The organism is Paraburkholderia phymatum, from assembly GCF_038900715.1.
In the GTDB taxonomy this organism is placed as follows: Bacteria; Pseudomonadota; Gammaproteobacteria; order Burkholderiales; family Burkholderiaceae; genus Paraburkholderia; species Paraburkholderia phymatum_A.
The window spans coordinates 193,639-212,456 of the sequence record NZ_JAYMRZ010000007.1; the positions used below are offsets into that span (position 1 = coordinate 193,639).

Consider the following 18,818-nt stretch of genomic DNA (forward strand, 5'->3'; position numbering starts at 1 on the left):
CAGCAAACAGCAAACACCAGCGTCGCAGACCGAACAGAAAGGAGACACGCGATGACACCCCCACTCCCCATCAGCCGCTACCCGGTCCCCGCACCAGCCGAATGGCCCGACGACATCCGCGCGCGGATTCTCGAAGTTCAGGACAAGGCCGGCTTCGTGCCGAATGTGTTCCTGACGCTCGCGCACCGGCCCGATGAATTCCGCGCGTTCTTCGCCTATCACGATGCGTTGATGCTGAAGGAAGGCGGCCTCACGAAAGCCGAGCGCGAAATGATCGTCGTCGCGACGAGCGCCGTGAACGAGTGCCTGTATTGCGTCGTCGCGCACGGCGCCATTCTGCGCATCTACGAAAAAGCGCCGCTGCTCGCGGATCAGATCGCGGTCAACTATCGCAAGGCCGACATCACGCCGCGTCAGAAAGCGATGCTCGATTTCGCAGTCAAGGTGTGCCGCGATTCGGCCTCGGTGGACGACGACGATTTCGCCACGCTGCGCGGCCACGGCTTCAACAATGCCGACATCTGGGACATCGCCGCGATCACCGCGTTCTTCGGCTTGTCGAACCGGATGGCGAACGTGATTTCGATGCGGCCCAACGACGAGTTCTATCTGATGGGCCGCGTCCCTCGCGCATAAACGGCGCTACTGTTCGAGCGCCTTCGAGCGCGGCGCGAGCGGCGACGACATCAGGTCGTCCAGCGACATCGGCCGCGCAAGGTGATAGCCCTGTCCATGCGCGGCGCCGATCGTGCGCAGCAGTTCGAGCGTCGGCTCGTCTTCGATGCCCTCGGCGACCACCGTCAATTCGAGCGATTCCGCCATCCGCACGATCGCACGCACGATCGCGCGGCTGCGCGTGCTGTGCGTCAGTTCGAGCACGAACGACTTGTCGATCTTCAAGCCGCTGAAGCGGTACTGGTGCACATAGCTCAACGACGAAAAGCCCGTGCCGAAGTCGTCGAGCACGACGCACATGCCGTTGTCCGCGAGGCTTTGCATCGTGTTGCGCGCAAGGTCCGGCTCCGCAATCAGCGCGCCTTCCGTCAGCTCTAGCGAGATGCGCGACGGGTGTACGTCGTAGCGCTTGAGCAATTCGAGCAGCTCGTTCGCGAACTCGGGACGCGTGATGCTGTAGCTCGACAGATTGACCTGCACGAGCGGCCAGTCGATATGCTCGCGCTGCGCCAGAATCTCGGCCACGCGCGTCAGCATGTACATGTCGAGCCGGCCGATCAGCTTGAGCCCTTCCACGGCGGGCAAAAAGCGGCCGGGCGCCCAGATTTCGCCATTCGGCTGCCGCCAGCGGATCAGCGCTTCGAGCGCGACGAGTTCGCCCGTCGCGATATCGACGATAGGCTGGAAATACGGCACCAGTTCGTCGTCGCGCTTGAGCGCGTTGCGCAGCGCGCCTTCCGTTTCGATCTGATCGGATAGCTCGCGGCGCATCTGCTGGTTGAACATCGCAAAGCTGTCGCGACCACGATTCTTCACGCGGTACATCGCGGCATCGGCGTCGCGCAACAGGTCGGCGGGCTTCAGATGGAACGCGCTGTCGGCGCTCACGACGCCGACGCTGCACGACGTGAACACCGTCTGCTCGTCGATGTTGAACGGCGCATCGAATGCCGCGAGAATGCGTTCCGCAAGCGACAGCACCGTTTGCAGGCTCGCGCCCGGCACGACGACGGCGAACTCGTCGCCGCCCAGCCGCGCCAGCAGATCGTCGCGCCGCAGACATTCGCGCAGGCGCGCCGCCACTTCGACAAGCAACGCATCGCCGAACAGATGGCCGAGACTGTCGTTGATGACCTTGAAGCGATCGAGGTCGATGAAGAGCACCGACACCGGCTCGCCGCGCCGGCTGTAGCCATGCCACGCCGCTTCGAGCCGCTCGTACAGATGCGTGCGGTTCGGCAGGCCCGTCAACGCGTCGTGATAGTTCTCGCGCAGCAGCCGCGCGTTGGCCTCGTCGAGTTCCTGCGTGCGCGCAAGCACGCGCGCTTCGAGTTCGAGATTCGCCGCATGCTGCGCTTCCGCGACACGCCGCCGCGACAGCGCCGTATCGATGTGACGCGAGACGAACGTCAGCAGTTCCTGATCGCGCCTGTCGTAGCGCACGCTCGACGAATAGCTCTGCACGACGAGCACGCCGCGTACGACATCGCCGTCGAACATCGGCACGCCGAGCCACGAGCGCAAGCGGATGTTCTCGCTGTCGAGGCTGATCTCGCCCGCATCGACGAGGCGCACGGCATCGTCGGTATCGAACAGGCACGGCACGCGCCGGCGGATCACATATTCGGTGAGGCCGCGCTCGCCACGGCGCGGCGCGGGCACGTCGCGCAGCGTTTCGTCGATGTAGTACGGAAACGACACTTCACTCGTGGCGGGATCGGACAGCGCGATATAGAAGTTCTTCGCATACAGCAGCCCGCCGACGATCTCATGCAGGCTGCGAAAGAACTTGCCAATCTCGACGGATTGACTCGACAGTTCCGCGATTTCAAAGAGCGCCGCCTGCAAGTGCTGCGCGCGCTCGCGCTCGGCGATTTCGGCGCGCAGCGTGTCGTTCAGATGCGACAGCTCGGCCGTGCGGCGCGCGACTTCTGCTTCGAGTCCCACGCGATGCAGAATGCGGTCGAGCGCCATCGCCACATGCCGCGCGACGACGAGAAAGAGCGCACGGTCCTCCGCGCTGTAGATGCGCGACGCGTCGTAGACCTGCATCGTCAACATGCCGAACACTTCGTCCGAAGCGTTCTTCAGCGGCGCGCCCATCCAGAACTTCGGCCGATGCCCGACACAGTGAAAGCGCCCCGCCGCAGCCGCCTCGACGATGCCCTTCTCGTCGATCAGAAGCGGCTGGCCCGTGGTCAGCACATAGCCCGTCAGCGACAGCCGCTCGGGATCGACCATGTCCATATGGTTCGCGTCGACGGCCTCGGTGTCGATCAGGTCGACGTAGTACGGGTACGTGACGGCGCCCGTCTCGCGGTCGTATAGCGCGAGATAGAAGTTCTCCGCGTCGATCAGCGTGCCGAGCCGCTCGTGAATCGCCTGCAGGAATTCGGTGCGCTCGCTGATCGAGCTGGCGAGATACGCGATGTCGTACAGCACGCGCTGCACGTTCTGCGCGCGCAGCAGCGCATCCGTCTGCATCTGTTCGCCGATCGCGCGCGCGAGCGCGGCGAGCCGCGCATCGGATGCGAATGCGGCAGGCGCGAGCAGCCAGCCGAGCGCAAGCTCGCTGCGCCCCGTGGGCCACGCGACCCAGCCGTACTCGGCGCACGCATCGTGCAGCATCGAAGGCACGATCGTGCGCGGCCAGTCGAAACGCGTCGCGCCCTCGCGCACCAGTTCGAGTTGCTGGCCCGCGCGATACCACGCCCACGATGCGCCGAGCGCATCGACGGCGCTCGCCGCATCGTCGATCGATTGCGTCTCCGTTCCGCTTGCCGACAGACCGGCATTCCACATAAATCAGCCCTCGCGCCGTCCAGGATTGTTTTTCGTTTGTTGGTGCCGACGGGAATTCGCTGTTCAGTGCTTGCTCCCGTCCGATTCAAGGCTGTTATATCGACGAAGGCGAAAGCAAACTTGATGTATCTGACCCGCAAATAACATCCGCGACACAGGCGGAAACGTTTGCACGAAGACGCTCGCGATACGGTTTTGCCCTGATTGCTGCGGAACGGCACTTGCTGTTTAGCTAACGTCCGTGCCGCTCAGGCGACTGATCCTTTCCGTTCGCTTGCGCGGCGCACCGTTTCGAGGAGCAGACATGCAAGCACATTCGAGGGGCGCGGTGCACGCCGACGCATTCCGGCTCGGCCCGCGCGACTGGGTGCCGAACAACGGGCATCTGCCCGTCATCCTGTATCGCGACGTGCGGGACAATCCTGGCGACGGCGACAAGCTCGCTGCCACGTTCGAAGCGATGTTCGCACGCAACGGCTGGCCGCCGAAATGGCGCAACGGCATCTTCGACTATCACCACTTCCACTCTTCGGCCCATGAGGTGCTCGGTATCGCGGGAGGCACCGCGGATGTGATCGTCGGCGGGCCGGGCGGGCGCGTCGTGCATCTGGAAACCGGCGACGTGATCCTGCTGCCCGCAGGCACGGGCCATTGCCTCGAATCGTCGAGCGGGCCGCTGCTGGTCGTCGGCGCCTATCCGCCGGGGCAGCAATGGGACATACGGCGTGAAGCGCTGACCGAAAAGGAACGCATCGCGATGGAAGCGTTGCCGTTTCCGCACAGCGATCCCGTGCTCGGCGCACAAGGGCCGCTGATGGAGAACTGGTTGAAGGCCGCGTGAATCGCGCGGCTGTCCGCGCCGCCGAATACCCTCGCAAGCGCTTCGACACGCGGCCCTCGCGCGGAATGTTCGTTCCGCCTTGGCGACGCTCACATCGACGTCGATCGAGGGCTGCTCGTCTTGCGCATTGCTTCGCGCGCGCACGGCTTGCCCGACGCGGGCGCGGCCCGGCGCCCGCCTCGCGCGCGGCCCGGGTGTGCGGCCAGTGCGCGGCTGATGCGTGCCCGACGTGTGTCCAATGCACCGCCGATCCGCCGACGCGCAGCGCCGCGCAACGATCGCTACCGTACAGACGTCCGCTGATGTTCGCTGACGCGCGCGACGGGTTCGGGCTAACATCCCGTAACGACGTTCGCCGGTCAGGGTCTCGCGCCAGTACCATGACAAAGGACATCATCCATTCGCTTGCCGTACTGACCGCAGTGGGAACGGGACTCTGCGCGCTACCCGCGCGCGCGCTCGAACTCGATGCGCAACTCGTCTGCAAGACCGACGCGCACACTTTCATCCAGGCCCTGCTCGACGATCAATACATCGATCCGAAGCCGATGCGCGTCGAGGCGAACTCCGTCAATGCATTTCGTCCGTTGCACGGCCGCGATCTCACGGCATTCGGCTTTCGCGTCTACGCGATACTCGGCTATCAGCGCGACGACGCGATCTTCCGCCAAGGCAAAGGAAAGGCGGAAGCGGATTCGATTTATGGCGCCGTCGTGTCAGGGCCTTCGGAATCGGTGCGCGTGCGCGTGCAGCAGGCGGGCAGCGGCGCGACCGTCAAGCAGGTGCTGCCTTTCGTCCTCACGGCGATTGTGTGCAGCGACGGCTGAGCGCCGACAGTCGAGACCGTTGTAATTCCCCACATGGTGCACGCTGCCATCAAACGGCCACCCCCCGGCCGCTAATCTTTCTCGCGCAATTTCATGCGCTGCGGGTCAATCGCGTGCGGCTCTTCATCGCGATTGTTTCGATTTGATGACGCATTACCGCGTCGCCGTGCAAGGGTCTCCTTCAGTCACACGGCGTTAAATCGAGCACCGCATTTTCCTATACTCGCCAGGCTGTTTTTTCACTCACTGTCTGGACTAGCTGGAGCTCAACCATGAAAAGAATTCCCGCCGCAGTCGCGGTGCTCGGCCTGTTTGCCGCATCGGCTGCACACGCGCAAAGCTCGGTCACGCTGTATGGCCTCATCGACGCGGGTCTCATGTACACCAACAACGTGCAGAAGAGCGGCACGAGCGGCGCGCTGTGGCAGGCGACGAGCGGCACCATCAACGGCAGCCGCTTCGGCGTGCGCGGCGCAGAAGATCTGGGCGGCGGCTACAAGGCGCTCTTCGTGCTCGAAAACGGCTTCAACGTGCAGAACGGCACGCTCGGCCAGCACAGCCGTCTGTTCGGCCGCCAGGCGTATGTCGGTCTTGGCAGCAGCACGTATGGCACGCTGACGCTCGGCCGCCAGTACGACTCGCTCGTCGACTACGTCGCGCCGCTGTCGGGCACGGCGGGCACGTTCGGCGACACGGGCTTTGCGCACCCGTTCGACAACGACAACCTGAACCACTCGGTGCGCATGAGCAACTCGGTCAAGTACGCGAGCAACAACTACGCGGGCTTCAAGTTCGGCGCGCTGTACGCGTTCTCGAACAGCACCGACTTCGCGATGAACCGCGCGTATAGCGCGGGCGCGAGCTATCAGTGGGGTCCGTTGAACATCGCGGCCGGCTACCTGCAGATCAACGGCTCGAACAGCACGACGAACACGGCTGGCGCGATCGATACGGCCGAATCGGCCGCGAACGGCACGGGCGGCTTCCAGGTCGGCGCGGGTGTCGAGCGCGTGTTCGGCGCGGGCATCAACTACGCGTTCGGTCCCGCCGTGGTCGGCTTCGTGTACACGAACAGCCACTATCAGCAGTCGTCCGCGTTCGGCATGACGAACGGCTCGATGCACTTCGACAACTACGAACTCAACGCCAAGTACGCGTTCACGCCGGCCATCTCGTTCGGCCTGACGGACACGTACACCGATGGCCACACCAGCGGCTCGCGCACTTTCGGCTCCGATCCGAAGTTCAACCAGGTCAATGCGCAAGCCGTCTATTCGTTCTCGAAGCGCACGGACGTGTACGCCGAAGCAATGTATCAGCACGCGATCGGCCACGGCTATGTCGCGTTCATCAATACGTCGGGCGGCGCTTCGTCGACGGCCAATCAGGTGGTCGCCACGATCGGCATGCGCCATCGCTTCTGATCGCTCCGCTATCGTCTGCTTCGAATCATCCGGACTTTGCTTTTCAAGGCCTGCCGCATTATTGTGCGGCGGGCTTTTTTTTCGCCTCGTCGCGCATTGTTCGAACAATCCGCTGCATCGCCGCATTTCACGCGAAACCGCGCGCTTTCGTTAGCTGTTGTCTAACGTTTGACGCCGCGACGCCACATGCCGTTGACGCCAAAACAACGATTAGACCGCCAGCTCGACGCCCCTTTGTGCATTGCACCATGATTTTGACTATAGTGATGGGTGGACATGTCTTTCGCATTCGCGAAAGCGCTAACTATTGACGGAGAATCCGCCGCGACGCGGATGCCAGCCCGCCGCAAGTCATCGTGCTTGCGGCGCTCAGGCGAGGAGAGATCACGATGTTCGATGCCGAAATCGCCGCGAAACTGTTGAACCGGTGGACGGTCAAACCGCCCGCCGCGCAGCACGATACTTCGCAGCACGACAGCTATCTGGATATGCTGCGCGAAGGGAATCTCGACTTCACCCATCAAATGGGACGCGTGACGCTCGGAGACGTCAGCGCTGACGGTCTGTTCGATCTCGAATCGCTCGTATTCGTCGACGGTTCGCGCGCGCTGCGCCTGAGAACGCCGGGCGCCGTGCCCGACTGGACGCAGTGGGCCGCATTCGAGCCGCCCGTCGCACGCAGCGCCGAGAACGCGTCGTTCCGCACGTCGTCGGATGCGCCCAGCGACGACGAATCGTCGTGCACGCTGGAGGCGCCCGAGCGCTGAGTCACTCGCCCGCGCCTTGCTTGATCCGCTCGATCAGCGCCATCGCGGCCGCAGGGTTGTGCGCCTTGTGGCCGCTGATCACGTACAGATACACGTCGCGCGCCTTCTTTGCCGCTGCGGGGCCGTAGCTGTCGAGATCGTCGGGCGCGCCGCCTGCGGCCCACGCTTTCGCGCGCTCGACCCATCGATCGAGCGCGTCGTCCGAATAACCGAGCGGGTTCGCCTCTTCCGTTCCCATGATGCGCGCATAGACGAACGAGGCCGTCGGATCGGCGATCTGCGGATACTTCGAATCGCCCGCGACGATGATCGCGACATCGCGTTTGCGCGCGAGCGCGACGAAGGCCTCGTCGCAAAAGCTCGCGTGCCGCACTTCGACCGCGTGGCGCAATGCGTGCCCGTTCACTTCCGCCGGCAGCAGTTCGAGAAAGTTGCCGAAGTCGTCGGCATCGAACTGCTTGGTCGGCGCGAATTGCCAGTTGATCGGGCCCAGCTTGTTCTTCAGCTCGAGCACGCCGCTCGCAAGAAAGCGTTCGACGGAATCACGCGCTTCCGCGAGCACGCGACGATGTGTCGCGAAGCGTGGCGCCTTCAGCGAAAAGACGAAGTCGTCGGGCGTTTCGTCGTGCCACTTCGCAAACGTCTCGGGCTTTTGCGACCCATAGAACGTGCCGTTGATTTCGATCGTCGTCAGTTGCTGGCTCGCGTATTCCAGTTCGCGTTTCTGCGTGAGCCCTTCCGGATAGAACACGCCGCGCCACGGCTCGAACGTCCAGCCGCCGATACCGACGCGTATGCGCGTTGCAGTCTTTTTTCGAGTGGCCATCTGTAACGCCTTTATGGATCAGAACGCAGCGCGCACAACGCCGCCGTCCACACGCAACGCCGCGCCATTGGTCGCCGACGACAGCTCCGAGCACACATACACGACCATGTTCGCCACTTCCTCGGGCGTCGTGAAGCGCTTGAGGATCGAGCTGGGCCGCGCTTCTTCGAAGAACTGCTTCTCGAAGTCCTCGAAGCTCTGCCCGCCCGAGAGCTTCGCGACGAATTCCTCGACGCCGTCCGAACTCGTCGGCCCCGGCAACACCGCATTGACCGTCACGGCCGTGCCCGCGCATGTTTCCGCAAGGCCACGCGACAGCGCGAGCTGCGCGGTCTTGGTCAAGCCATAGTGAATCATCTCGGTCGGAATCTGAATGCCGCTTTCGCTGCTGATGAACACGACGCGCCCCCAGTTCTTTTTCTTCATGCCCGGTAGATACGCGCGCGACAACTGCACGCCCGACAGCACGTTGACGTTGAAAAAGCGCTGCCACTCTTCATTCGAGATCTCTTCGAACGGCTTCGGGTCGAAGATGCCCATGTTGTTGACGAGAATGTCGACGTGCGCAAAGCGCTCGACGAGACGCGCGACCTGCGCGGGATCGGACACGTCGCCGGCAAAGCCTTGCACGTTCGCACCCGGCACGTTCGCGCGCAGCGCTTCGATCGCCTGATCGACCGACTGCTGAGAGCGCCCGTTGACGATGACCTGCACGCCTTCGCGCGCGAGTCCGGCTGCGATCGCGTGGCCGATGCCCTTCGTCGAGCCGGACACGAAGGCGAGTTTGTCCTTGATCTTGAGATCCATTTGGCGATGTCCTTTGAAGTCGAGCGTTGAAGTCGAGCGGAAGATGCATCGCGTGCAAGCGGTGCGGCATGGCGCATGCGCTCGCATCGCGTAGCTGCATTCGCGAGTGTAGAACCGTGGCAAAAATCGTGCAGAAAAACAGACATGAATCGCGCGCGAAGGTCGCGACGCGATGGCGTCGGAGTCGCTGCAATATCGGCGAACGACGCTGCTTCGCCGATCACGCGCCAGCGTCAAAAAGCGAACGGCGTTAGCATTCGACTGACGTTTGCTCGGCCTCGTCGGCATGCAGGTTCATCGCGTGCGAATCTCGTATGCAAAGCGGGGAGTGCGTGAGCCCGATGTCGAATAACAAGCGATCCACCCGATCAAGGATACGCGCAGACGCCAATCAAACGACACACCCAGCTTGCCGCGCTGCTCGCGCTCGCCAGCCCCGCCGCGTTTGCGCAGAACAGCGTGACGCTCTATGGACGCCTCGACGGCGGCCCTCCAGTACCTGAATCTTCTCGCTGCTCGCGACTTCACGTGATGCGACGGGCAACGCGAACACGAACCCGTTGCCGGGTGATTCGCAGACGGGCGCGTATGTCGGCTTGATGCATATCTTCTGAGCGCGCGCGGGCCGCCTCATCCGCTTGCATGGATGAGGCGGCCCGCGTGTGCGAGTGCGCCAGTGCTCGGGTACGATATGCCGTTACGCGGCTTTCGCCTGTTCCGGCTTTGCAGCGTGCGTCGCGCCCGTGTCCTTCTGTTGCGCGATCTGCTCGCGCAACTTGATGAGCGCGAGCACCGTGTCGATGGTCGGCGTGTCGTGACTGACGAGACGCCCCATCTCCTGCACGACGGTCAGCAGCGGGTCGATCTCCATCGGACGTCCGGCTTCGAGATCCTGCAGCATCGAAGTCTTGTGCGCGCCCACGGCGCCCGCGCCGTCGATACGCCTTTCGACATCCACACGGAAATGCACGCCGAAGCGGTCAGCCACCGACTTCGCTTCGAGCATCATCGTCTTGGCGACGGCGCGCGTGCCGACGTGGCTCGTGATGACATCGAGCGTCGCGTGCGTCAGCGCGCTGATCGGGTTGAAGCACAGATTGCCCCACAATTTCAGCCAGATTTCGTCGCGGATGTTGTCGCGGATGGGCGCTTCGAGTCCCGCTGCAACCATGATTTCGGAGAGCGCCTCGACACGCGGCGAACGCGTGCCGTCGGGTTCGCCGATCGGAAACTTCTTGCCGTACACGTGCTTGATCACGCCCGGCTCGACGATCTCCGCTGCGGGATAGACGACGCAGCCGATCGCGCGCTCCGGTCCGAACTTCTTCCATTGCGTGCCGCCAGGGTCGATGCTTTCGAGCGTCGTGCCCGCGAACTCGCCGCCATGCTTGTAGAAGTACCAGTACGGGATGCCGTTGACGGCCGTGACGATCGCCGTGTTGGGTCCGAGCAGCGGCTGGATCGCATCGACGACGCCCGGCACCGAATGCGCCTTCAGCGCGATGATCACGTAGTCCTGCGGACCCAGCTCGCGCGGGTCCGACGAACAGCGCACGTTGACGAGACGCTCGGTATCGTCGATCAGCAGACGCACGCCGTTGCGCTGCATCGCGGCCAGGTGCGGACCGCGCGCGACGAAACTGACATCCGCGCCCGCAAGCGCCAACTGTGCGCCGACATATGCGCCAATCGCGCCGGCTCCATAAACACAGATCTTCATCTATCTGCTCCCATTCCAAGAAGTGATCAGTGAGCTCGAGCCGGGGCGTCCAAAGACGCGGCGCGCGATCGTCATCGTCGGTTCATCGTTGCCGACTCATGCACCCGCTCGTTGACGGGCATATTGACGAAACGCGCGGCCGACTCGTCCGCGTACCCAATGCGCGTTTATTGCGAGGCTGCCTCGACGGGGCGGGCAGCCGCAAGCTGGTTCGGCAAGGCGCCGATGCCTTCGATCGACACCACGACCGTCGAGCCGTCCTTGATCGAGCCGACGCCGATCGACGTGCCGCACGCGATCACGTCGCCGGGCATCAGCGTCATGTCGTGCGAGATCATGCTGACCTGTTCGGCGGGCGTGAAGATCATGTCCGAGAGCGGATAGTTCTGGCGTTCGACATCGTCGAGGCGCGTGATGACACTCGCGTTGCGCCAGTCGAATTCGCGTTCGATGACGGGACCGATGCAGCTGAACGTATCGAAGCCTTTCGAGCGGCACCATTGCGCGAAATTCGGATCTTCGTTCAGCAGATCGACGGCCGTGACGTCGTTGATGCACGTGTAGCCGAAGATGTAGTCGTCGGCGACTTCGGGCGAGACGTTCGTGCAGCGCTTGCCGATCACGATGCCGAGCTCGCCTTCGTATGCGATCTTGCCGCTGTAGCCTTTCGGCCGGCGAATCGGCGCACCCGGGCCGATCACCGACATCGGCGGCTTGATCAGAAAGAGAGGATGCGACGGCGCGGCCTTGCCGAGCTTCTGCGACAGCGCATGAAAGTTGTTCCAGAGCGCGACGACTTTGGTCGGCATGCACGGACTCAGCAACTCGACTTCATTCAGCGGCCAATGCTTGCCGTTGGGTTTCGCGTCGCTGAACATGTCGCCGTCGTATTCGGCGATGCTTGCGTTATCGAGCACGCCGAAACCGATATGGCCTTGCGGCTGCCGAAAGCGTATCCACGATGTCATCGAACCGTCTCCACAATGTTTTTTATCGACCGACACGGTGAATACGCCCGCGTCACGAGTTGAAGCGTGTTTGTCTTTTCGTTCAGCCTGGCTCAAATGGCGCCAGCCGTTCTGAGCGCGTCGATCTGCGCAGGCGAATAGCCGAGCTCGGCCATCACTTCGTCCGTGTGCTCGCCGAGCAGCGGCGAGCGCGTCACTTCCGTCGGGCTGTCCGACAGCTTGATCGGGTTGCCCACCGTCAGATACTTGCCGCGCACCGGGTGATCGACTTCGACGACCGTGCCCGTCTTGCGCAGCGATTCGTCCTCGGCGATCTCTTTCATCGACAGGATCGGGCCGCACGGAATGTCGTATTTGTTCAGAATCTCCATCGCCTCGAACTTGGTCTTCGTCATCGTCCAGCGTTCGACTTCCGCGAAGATTTCCTTCAGGCGCGGCAGGCGCGCGTCCGGCGTCGCGTAGTCCGGATGCGTTGCCCACTCTTCCCTGCCGATCACGTTGCAGATCTTTACCCACACCGGCGCCTGGGTAATGAAGTAGATGTACGCGTTCGGGTCGTGCTCCCAGCCCTTGCACTTGAGAATCCAGCCCGGCTGGCCGCCACCCGATGCATTGCCCGCGCGCGGCACCGCCTCACCGAACGTGCCGTTCGGATACTGCGGGTACTCCTTCATCACGCCCGTGCGCTCCAGACGCTGCTGGTCGCGCAGCTTCACGCGGCACAGGTTCAGCACGCCGTCCTGCATCGCCGCGAGCACCTTCTGGCCACGGCCCGTCATCGTGCGCTGATAGAGCGCCGTGACGATGCCCAGCGCCAGATGCAGACCCGTGCCGCTGTCGCCGATCTGCGCGCCCGTCACCACGGGCGGGCCGTCGTCGAAGCCGGTGGTCGACGCCGCGCCGCCCACGCACTGCGCGACGTTCTCGTAGACCTTGCAGTCCTCGTACGGCCCCGGACCGAAGCCCTTCACCGACGCGACGATCATCCGCGGATTGAGTTCCTGGATGCGCTCCCACGTGAAGCCCATGCGATCGAGCGCGCCCGGCGCGAAGTTCTCCACCAGCACGTCGCACTTCTGGATCAGCGCTTCGAGCACGAGCTTGCCTTCGGGATTCTTCGTGTCGATCGTCACCGAGCGCTTGTTGTGGTTGAGCATCGTGAAGTACAGGCTGTCGGCGCCCGGCACATCGCGCAGCTGCTCGCGCGTGATGTCGCCCGCGCCCGCACGCTCCACCTTGATCACATCCGCGCCGAACCACGCCAGCAGCTGCGTGCACGTCGGCCCCGACTGCACATGCGTGAAATCGAGAATGCGCACACCGTCGAGTGCTTTGCCCATGCTACGTCTCCCATCATTGTTTGCTGTACGTTGCGGACGCGGTTCGCGCACATCGGGACTGTCCTGCCCGGGCTTCGAATGCATCTGATATGTGATATATCGTATTTACAGCCCGCTATTTGAGCAAGCTTTTTCGGGCGTTTTTTGGCGGGGAAAAACCCTTATGGGCAACCCCGGTACTCAGCGCCCACTACGGACGCGCCCCGCCCTCGCGTTTCGCCTGAAGGCGAATGCGATGGTGGCGGTCGGCAGATTGTGGAAGCGAGACGGGAAAGAAGCGGCGCTCAGCGAGCCTGCGGCTCGATCAACGCAAAAGCGGCGCCGCGCGCAGCCGCGATAGCCGCGGCTTCGGTGGCGAATACGGTGTGGTCCGCGACCTGTTGATATGGCAGGACATGAACGGGCGCCTCGGCGCCGTCGTCGAGTTTGCGCACGGCGGCGAATGCAGCCCAGCCGCCGTTGTGAATGAACTGCATGGCCGACAATTCGACTTGATACGGCCCGAACGTTTCTACACGCATCGATGTTCTCCGTGCTGATCGCCGCGACCGCGATCGACGTGATATTGACTGCGCGAGTGCGGGACGGCGCGCGCGCCGCCCGCGGGCAACAACCCGGAACGACACTTCAGGCGCTGACGCGCGCCTCGAGTTCCGCGATGCGCTTGCGCAGATTGCGGTCTTCCTGGAAGCGCGCGGTTTCGTCGCGAATGATGGCAACGATGCCCGTCAGTTCGCGCGTATCCGAATACAGCAGTGCGACGGTAAAAGCGATGGACAGCGCGCGGCCGTCCTTGTGAACGGAAGGCACCCGCAGCACATCGTTGCCATAGCGCGTCTGTCCCGTCGCCATGGTCTTTTCGTAGCCTTCCCAATGACGCCCGCGCAGACGTTCGGGAATGATCAGATCGAGTGATTTGCCGAGTGCTTCTTCTTGCGTGAATCCGAACATGCGCTCGGCTGCGGGATTCCACAGCGTGATCGCGCCGCTCTTGTCGGAGATGACGACGGCATCGCCGATCGCATGGACCAGTTGTTCGTAATCGATGGCTGCTTGCATATTGGGGCTCGTTGATATGGCTGCCGCTCAGTGAAAAACAGCGCCTGGCTAAGGCGCTGTTCGACAGGGCTCCGCTTCTGCTGCGCTTTTGCTGCAATACGGAGCCCGTTGAAACGCCTCTGCGATTACACCACTTTAGCTTCGCGCATGCTGGCGATCTGCTCGAAGCTGTAGCCGAGGCCCTTGAGCACTTCTTCCGTGTGCTCGCCGAGCAGCGGCGAACCCGTGATCTCCGGCTTCATGTCCGAGAACTTGATCGGGCTGCCGACCGTCAGATAGCTGCCGCGCGCCTTGTGCTGCACTTCCGTGATCGTGCCGCTTGCACGCAGCGACGGATCGTTCGCGATTTCCTTCATCGACAGAACGGGCGAGCACGGAATGTCGAACTTGCGCAGGATGTCGACGGCTTCGAACTTCGTCTTGTCGGCGAGCCACTGTTCGATCGTGTTGAAGATATCGAAGATGTGCGGCTGGCGCGCTTCCGCCGTCTTGTACGCGGGATCGTCGATCCACTCCGGCTTGCCGATCGCGCGGCAGATCGGCTCCCACGCGTGGCCCTGAACCGTGAAGTAGATGTACGCGTTCGGGTCGGTCTCCCAGCCCTTGCACTTCAGCACCCAGCCAGGCTGGCCGCCGCCGCCCGCATTGCCGCCGCGCGGCACGACATCGGTGAACTCGCCATGCGGATACTGCGGATACTCTTCCAGATAGCCGACGCGGTCCAGACGCTGCTGGTCGCGCAGCTTCACGCGGCACAGGTTGATCACGCTGTCCTGCATCGACACGGCCACCTTCTGGCCCTTGCCCGTCTTGTCGCGGCCGATCAGCGCCGTGAGAATGCCGATCGCGAGGTGCATGCCCGTGTTGCTGTCGCCGAGCGCCGCTGCGCTGACGGTCGGCGGGCCGTCCCAGAAGCCCGTCGTCGATGCGGCGCCGCCTGCGCACTGCGCGACGTTTTCATACACCTTCAGGTCGTCGTAGTGGTGGCCGTCGCTGAAGCCCTTGACCGACGCGACGATCATCTTCGGATTCAGTTCGTTGATGCGCTCCCACGTGAAGCCCATGCGGTCCAGCGCGCCCGGCGCGAAGTTCTCGACCAGCACGTCCGATTCGCGGATCAGCCGTTCGAGCACTTCCTTGCCGTCCTGCGTCTTCGTGTCGAGTGTCAGCGAACGCTTGTTGCTGTTGAGCATCGTGAAGTACAGCGCGTCGACGCCGGGGATGTCGCGCAGCTGGTTGCGCGTCACATCGCCCGCGCCCGGACGCTCGACCTTGATCACATCCGCGCCGAACCAGGCGAGCAGCTGCGTGCACGCAGGACCTGCCTGCACATGCGTGAAGTCGATGATCTTGACGCCTTCAAGGGGTTTGGTCACTTTCGTATCTCCGTGGTTGGCTGATGTCACTTTTTCATTGCCGCGCTTTGCGGGTTCAGATTGGTCAGGCGTCCGCTTTCCGTACCGGCCGCCTCGTCGATCACTGCGTTGATCAGCGTCGGCTTGCCGGATGCGATGGCTTCCTTGAGGGCCTTTTCGAGTTCTTCGGGTGTCGTCACGTTGTAGCCGATGCCGCCGAAGGCTTCGATCATCTTGTCGTAGCGCGCGTCCTTCACGAACACGGTCGGCGCGACGTCCTTGCCGCCCGTCGGGTTCACGTCGGTGCCGCGATACACGCCGTTGTTGTTGAAGATCACCGTGCAGACGGGCAGCTCGTAGCGGCAGATCGTTTCCAGCTCCATGCCGCTGAAGCCGAATGCGCTATCGCCTTCGATCGCGAGCACCTGCTTGCCGCTCGTCACAGCCGCGCCGATCGCGAAGCCCATGCCGATGCCCATCACGCCCCACGTACCCGAGTCGAAGCGCTTGCGCGGCTGGTACATGTCGATGATGGCGCGCGCATAGTCGAGCGTGTTCGCGCCTTCGTTCACGACGTTGATATCGGGGTTCTGCTTGACGATGTCGCGCAGCACGCGCAGCGCGCTGTGGAAATTCATGGGCGTTGGACTCTTCGCGAGCGTCGCCGCCATCTTTTCGAGGTTCTTGTTCTTCTTCTCGTTGACGGCGTCGAGCCATTCCTTCGGCGGCTGCGGGAAGTTATCGCCGACCTGGTCGACGAGCGCGGCCACGCACGAACCGATGTCGCCGACGAGCGGCGCCGCGATCGCGACGTTGCTGTCCATTTCCTGCGGCGAGATGTCGATCTGCACGAACTTCTTCGGGTTGCCCCACGTCTTGCCCTTGCCGTGCGACAGCAGCCAGTTCAGGCGCGCGCCGACCAGCACGACGACGTCGGATTCGGCGAGCACGAACGAACGCGCGGCCGAGGCCGATTGCTCGTGCGTGTCGGGCAGCAGGCCCTTGGCCATCGACATCGGCAGATACGGAATGCCCGTCTTCTCGATGAACGCGCGGATTTCCTTGTCGGCCTGCGAATACGCGGCGCCCTTGCCGAGCAGCACGAGCGGACGCTTCGCGCCCTTGAGCAGATCGATGGCGCGCTTCACCGAATCCGGCGCGGGCAACTGGCGCGGCGCCGCGTCGATCACGCGCACGAGCGATTGCTTCGCCTTCACGGCATCGATGGTTTGCGACAGCAGCTTCGCGGGCAGGTCCAGATACACGCCGCCCGGACGGCCCGACACGGCCGCGCGGATCGCACGCGCCACGCCGATGCCGATGTCCTCGGCGTGCAGCACGCGGTACGCAGCCTTCGCGTACGGCTTCGCTGCGTTCAGCTGGTCCATCTCTTCGTAGTCGCCCTGCTGCAAGTCGACGATTTCGCGCTCGCTCGATCCGCTGATCAGGATCATCGGGAAGCAGTTCGTCGTTGCGTTGGCGAGTGCCGTGAGGCCGTTCAGGAAGCCCGGCGCAGACACCGTGAGGCAAATGCCGGGCTTTTGGGTCATGTAGCCAGCGATAGCAGCGGCATTGCCCGCATGCTGCTCGTGACGGAAACCGATAAAGCGCATTCCTTCGGCTTGCGCGAGGCGCGCAAGGTCGGTGATAGGAATGCCGACCAGACCGAAAATCGTGTCGATATCGTTCGCCTTCAGTGCATCGATGACGAGGTGGAAACCGTCCGTCATTTGTTGTGCGTTCTCTTCAGCGGATTCCTGCGGTCTGATCTCAAGTACATCTGCCATGACGTCTCCTCCTTGGCCGGGTGTTGTGTGGCGTCTCGTGATATACAATATTCCAAACACAATATTAGTCAACGGTTTTTTGCGGCTGCCTGTTCGTGCTGCTGCATCGCAAAAGGTCTCTAAAGCTTTGTGTTTGAAGGGTGTGGGCGCTTGAATCGTGCACTGCATCAAGTGCCCGTACGGGATAGTCCTGGGGTCGCGCGAGTGGTTTGCGAGACCTCAGTCCAGAAAATCGCAATGCGCTTCGACATACAGCGCGAGATCGAGCGAGTGCTGGCGCACGAGCGTTTCGACGCGCTCGGTGTCGCGCGCCTCGAGCGCTTCGATGATGCGCATGTGGTCCTCGATCGAGCGCGACGCGCGGTCGCTCTGCGCGATCGTCATGCGGCGTATCGCGCGCACATGCATGAAGATGTTCTTGATCGTGTCGAGGATGATTTGCGAGCCGGACAGCTCGACGAGCGCCTGGTGAAACGCGATGTTCACCTCCGAGTACTCCTCGATGTGATCGGTCGGTGTGGCCTCGTTGAAGTGGTCGAACATCGCGCGCAGCCGTGCGATGTCCTCGTTGGACGCGCGCTGCGTCGCAAGACGCGCCGCCACACTTTCGAGCGCGGCCCACATACAGATCATCTCGACGATCTCTTTCTTCGTCTTGCGCAGGATGTACACGCCGCGACGCGGGATCGTGCGCAGAAAGCCTTCCTGTTCGAGCAGCGTCATCGCCTCGCGAACCGGCGTGCGGCTCACGCCGAGCGCCTCGGTCAGCTCCTTCTCATCCAGACGCACTTCTTCACGCGAGTGGTAGATGTCGGTGTTCGCGATCGCATGCTTCAGCCGCGCATACGCCTGGTCGCGTAGCGAGGCCGTCGCGCTGATCGGCGTCAGGTTCAGGCTCAACGGGACCGTGCGGACATTCTCTTGCGTGTCGGTGGACATGGTCGACGTGTCTCCTCGTTGTCGAAAACGGTTGTGGTCCGCTTGGCCCGTGCGCCTGGTGGGCGCGGTCGTTGTGGCCTCGCGATGGCCGCTTTGTATATGTGCAATACTGTATATCACATATCTATTCGACACCAACTCTCCTGCACCCTGGGTTTGCAGCACTCTTTCCATAAATATTCATCAATGGTTTTCAAAGAAAACTTTAACTATCGTGAATTGATCGGCCGGCCTATGCTGTCCTTCACGCAATCGATGAATTGGAGGAGATCATGCGCAACGCACACGATGGACACCGGACTGACTACGACCGCGCAGTCGATGCGCAGCTGTGCGCGTTCAACAGCGCATTCGCCGACCTGGGGCTGCGCTTTCGCTGGGATGCGCAAACGCTGACATCGCTTGCGGCGATCGACGGCGAACATGCGCGCGTCGTCGCGTATATCGAGGCCCAGCAGCCGCATTTGCTCAATGCTTACAGCGCTGAGTTTTTGAGCGACGCGATTCTCGCGAAGAAGCGCGCGCACACGCCGGACGCGCTGCCGACGCATGTCGAGGCATCAACCGGCCGCGCGCAGCGGTCGGCGGGATTCTCGATTGCACAGTACTTTGCCGACGACGCAGGCCTGCCGGCACTGGCAGGCGCCTGATCCGCTGGCGGCAACAAGCCAGCAACAATCC

At 62.9% G+C, this 18,818-nt stretch carries 17 protein-coding genes; 6 read left to right on the top strand and 11 right to left on the bottom strand.

What is annotated here, in order from left to right:
* The first annotated feature begins 51 nt into the window (after positions 1-51).
* Positions 52-636 (top strand): peroxidase-related enzyme, encoded by a 585-nt coding sequence (locus tag VSR68_RS15575; protein ID WP_342940703.1) that lies wholly within the window; start codon positions 52-54, stop codon positions 634-636.
* A 6-nt stretch (positions 637-642) separates the two neighbouring features.
* Here VSR68_RS15575 and VSR68_RS15580 read toward each other — a convergent pair whose 3' ends face one another.
* A complete protein-coding gene (locus VSR68_RS15580) occupies positions 643-3,477 on the bottom strand; it encodes a sensor domain-containing phosphodiesterase (RefSeq protein ID WP_342940704.1) in 2,835 nt (944 codons plus the stop codon).
* A 304-nt stretch (positions 3,478-3,781) separates the two neighbouring features.
* On the opposite strand from VSR68_RS15580, the gene VSR68_RS15585 reads away from it, so the two are divergent.
* The 4 genes from VSR68_RS15585 to VSR68_RS15600 all read left to right on the top strand — a co-directional run bounded on the left by VSR68_RS15585 (position 3,782) and on the right by VSR68_RS15600 (position 7,336).
* The gene (locus tag VSR68_RS15585; protein ID WP_342940705.1) at positions 3,782-4,318 is read left to right on the top strand and encodes a cupin domain-containing protein; all 537 of its coding nucleotides are present in this window, start codon (positions 3,782-3,784) and stop codon (positions 4,316-4,318) included.
* A 380-nt stretch (positions 4,319-4,698) separates the two neighbouring features.
* The gene (locus VSR68_RS15590) at positions 4,699-5,145 is read left to right on the top strand and encodes a hypothetical protein (protein ID WP_342940706.1); all 447 of its coding nucleotides are present in this window, start codon (positions 4,699-4,701) and stop codon (positions 5,143-5,145) included.
* Positions 5,146-5,417: 272 nt separating this feature from the next.
* Positions 5,418-6,569, top strand: coding sequence for a porin (locus tag VSR68_RS15595; RefSeq protein WP_342940707.1), 1,152 nt, complete (start codon positions 5,418-5,420; stop codon positions 6,567-6,569).
* Positions 6,570-6,958: 389 nt separating this feature from the next.
* Positions 6,959-7,336 (top strand): hypothetical protein, encoded by a 378-nt coding sequence (locus VSR68_RS15600; protein WP_342940708.1) that lies wholly within the window; start codon positions 6,959-6,961, stop codon positions 7,334-7,336.
* A gap of 1 nt (position 7,337) precedes the next feature.
* Here VSR68_RS15600 and VSR68_RS15605 read toward each other — a convergent pair whose 3' ends face one another.
* The 10 genes from VSR68_RS15605 to VSR68_RS15650 form a co-directional block, all read right to left on the bottom strand.
* Positions 7,338-8,162, bottom strand: coding sequence for a DUF72 domain-containing protein (locus tag VSR68_RS15605; RefSeq protein ID WP_342940709.1), 825 nt, complete (start codon positions 8,160-8,162; stop codon positions 7,338-7,340).
* A gap of 18 nt (positions 8,163-8,180) precedes the next feature.
* On the bottom strand, positions 8,181-8,969 hold the full coding sequence (locus VSR68_RS15610) for an SDR family oxidoreductase (protein ID WP_342940710.1): 789 nt from the start codon (positions 8,967-8,969) through the stop codon (positions 8,181-8,183).
* Between the two features lie 697 nt (positions 8,970-9,666).
* Positions 9,667-10,689, bottom strand: coding sequence for a 2-dehydropantoate 2-reductase (locus tag VSR68_RS15615; RefSeq protein WP_342940711.1), 1,023 nt, complete (start codon positions 10,687-10,689; stop codon positions 9,667-9,669).
* Positions 10,690-10,856: 167 nt separating this feature from the next.
* On the bottom strand, positions 10,857-11,657 hold the full coding sequence (locus VSR68_RS15620) for a fumarylacetoacetate hydrolase family protein (RefSeq protein WP_342940712.1): 801 nt from the start codon (positions 11,655-11,657) through the stop codon (positions 10,857-10,859).
* A gap of 92 nt (positions 11,658-11,749) precedes the next feature.
* On the bottom strand, positions 11,750-12,997 hold the full coding sequence (gene frc / locus VSR68_RS15625; protein WP_342940713.1) for a formyl-CoA transferase: 1,248 nt from the start codon (positions 12,995-12,997) through the stop codon (positions 11,750-11,752).
* Between the two features lie 284 nt (positions 12,998-13,281).
* The gene (locus VSR68_RS15630; protein ID WP_152764233.1) at positions 13,282-13,518 is read right to left on the bottom strand and encodes a hypothetical protein; all 237 of its coding nucleotides are present in this window, start codon (positions 13,516-13,518) and stop codon (positions 13,282-13,284) included.
* A 106-nt stretch (positions 13,519-13,624) separates the two neighbouring features.
* On the bottom strand, positions 13,625-14,056 hold the full coding sequence (locus VSR68_RS15635; protein WP_090874101.1) for a PAS domain-containing protein: 432 nt from the start codon (positions 14,054-14,056) through the stop codon (positions 13,625-13,627).
* A gap of 125 nt (positions 14,057-14,181) precedes the next feature.
* Positions 14,182-15,432 carry a formyl-CoA transferase gene (gene frc, locus VSR68_RS15640; protein WP_342940714.1) on the bottom strand — a complete coding sequence of 417 codons (1,251 nt, stop codon included), beginning with the start codon at positions 15,430-15,432 and terminating at the stop codon, positions 14,182-14,184.
* Between the two features lie 26 nt (positions 15,433-15,458).
* Positions 15,459-17,198 carry an oxalyl-CoA decarboxylase gene (oxc, locus tag VSR68_RS15645; protein ID WP_342940715.1) on the bottom strand — a complete coding sequence of 580 codons (1,740 nt, stop codon included), beginning with the start codon at positions 17,196-17,198 and terminating at the stop codon, positions 15,459-15,461.
* Between the two features lie 219 nt (positions 17,199-17,417).
* Positions 17,418-18,137 carry a GntR family transcriptional regulator gene (locus tag VSR68_RS15650; protein WP_342940716.1) on the bottom strand — a complete coding sequence of 240 codons (720 nt, stop codon included), beginning with the start codon at positions 18,135-18,137 and terminating at the stop codon, positions 17,418-17,420.
* 272 nt (positions 18,138-18,409) lie between these two features.
* Between VSR68_RS15650 and VSR68_RS15655 the strand changes: the two genes are divergently transcribed.
* Entirely contained in the window at positions 18,410-18,787 is a 378-nt protein-coding gene (locus VSR68_RS15655) for a hypothetical protein (RefSeq protein ID WP_342940717.1), read from the top strand.
* Positions 18,788-18,818 lie beyond the last annotated feature (31 nt).

What these genes read in the sequence shown, in the direction of transcription:
- VSR68_RS15610 (WP_342940710.1), bottom strand. Translation starts at nt 8,969, where the DNA reads ATGGATCTCAAGATCAAGGACAAACTCGCCTTCGTGTCCGGCTCGACG.
- oxc (WP_342940715.1), bottom strand. Translation starts at nt 17,198, where the DNA reads ATGGCAGATGTACTTGAGATCAGACCGCAGGAATCCGCTGAAGAGAAC.
- VSR68_RS15585 (WP_342940705.1), top strand. Translation starts at nt 3,782, where the DNA reads ATGCAAGCACATTCGAGGGGCGCGGTGCACGCCGACGCATTCCGGCTC.
- VSR68_RS15580 (WP_342940704.1), bottom strand. Translation starts at nt 3,477, where the DNA reads ATGTGGAATGCCGGTCTGTCGGCAAGCGGAACGGAGACGCAATCGATC.
- VSR68_RS15630 (WP_152764233.1), bottom strand. Translation starts at nt 13,518, where the DNA reads ATGCGTGTAGAAACGTTCGGGCCGTATCAAGTCGAATTGTCGGCCATG.
- VSR68_RS15590 (WP_342940706.1), top strand. Translation starts at nt 4,699, where the DNA reads ATGACAAAGGACATCATCCATTCGCTTGCCGTACTGACCGCAGTGGGA.
- VSR68_RS15620 (WP_342940712.1), bottom strand. Translation starts at nt 11,657, where the DNA reads ATGACATCGTGGATACGCTTTCGGCAGCCGCAAGGCCATATCGGTTTC.
- VSR68_RS15600 (WP_342940708.1), top strand. Translation starts at nt 6,959, where the DNA reads ATGTTCGATGCCGAAATCGCCGCGAAACTGTTGAACCGGTGGACGGTC.
- VSR68_RS15605 (WP_342940709.1), bottom strand. Translation starts at nt 8,162, where the DNA reads ATGGCCACTCGAAAAAAGACTGCAACGCGCATACGCGTCGGTATCGGC.
- VSR68_RS15575 (WP_342940703.1), top strand. Translation starts at nt 52, where the DNA reads ATGACACCCCCACTCCCCATCAGCCGCTACCCGGTCCCCGCACCAGCC.
- VSR68_RS15595 (WP_342940707.1), top strand. Translation starts at nt 5,418, where the DNA reads ATGAAAAGAATTCCCGCCGCAGTCGCGGTGCTCGGCCTGTTTGCCGCA.
- VSR68_RS15635 (WP_090874101.1), bottom strand. Translation starts at nt 14,056, where the DNA reads ATGCAAGCAGCCATCGATTACGAACAACTGGTCCATGCGATCGGCGAT.
- VSR68_RS15650 (WP_342940716.1), bottom strand. Translation starts at nt 18,137, where the DNA reads ATGTCCACCGACACGCAAGAGAATGTCCGCACGGTCCCGTTGAGCCTG.
- VSR68_RS15615 (WP_342940711.1), bottom strand. Translation starts at nt 10,689, where the DNA reads ATGAAGATCTGTGTTTATGGAGCCGGCGCGATTGGCGCATATGTCGGC.
- VSR68_RS15655 (WP_342940717.1), top strand. Translation starts at nt 18,410, where the DNA reads ATGCGCAACGCACACGATGGACACCGGACTGACTACGACCGCGCAGTC.
- frc (WP_342940713.1), bottom strand. Translation starts at nt 12,997, where the DNA reads ATGGGCAAAGCACTCGACGGTGTGCGCATTCTCGATTTCACGCATGTG.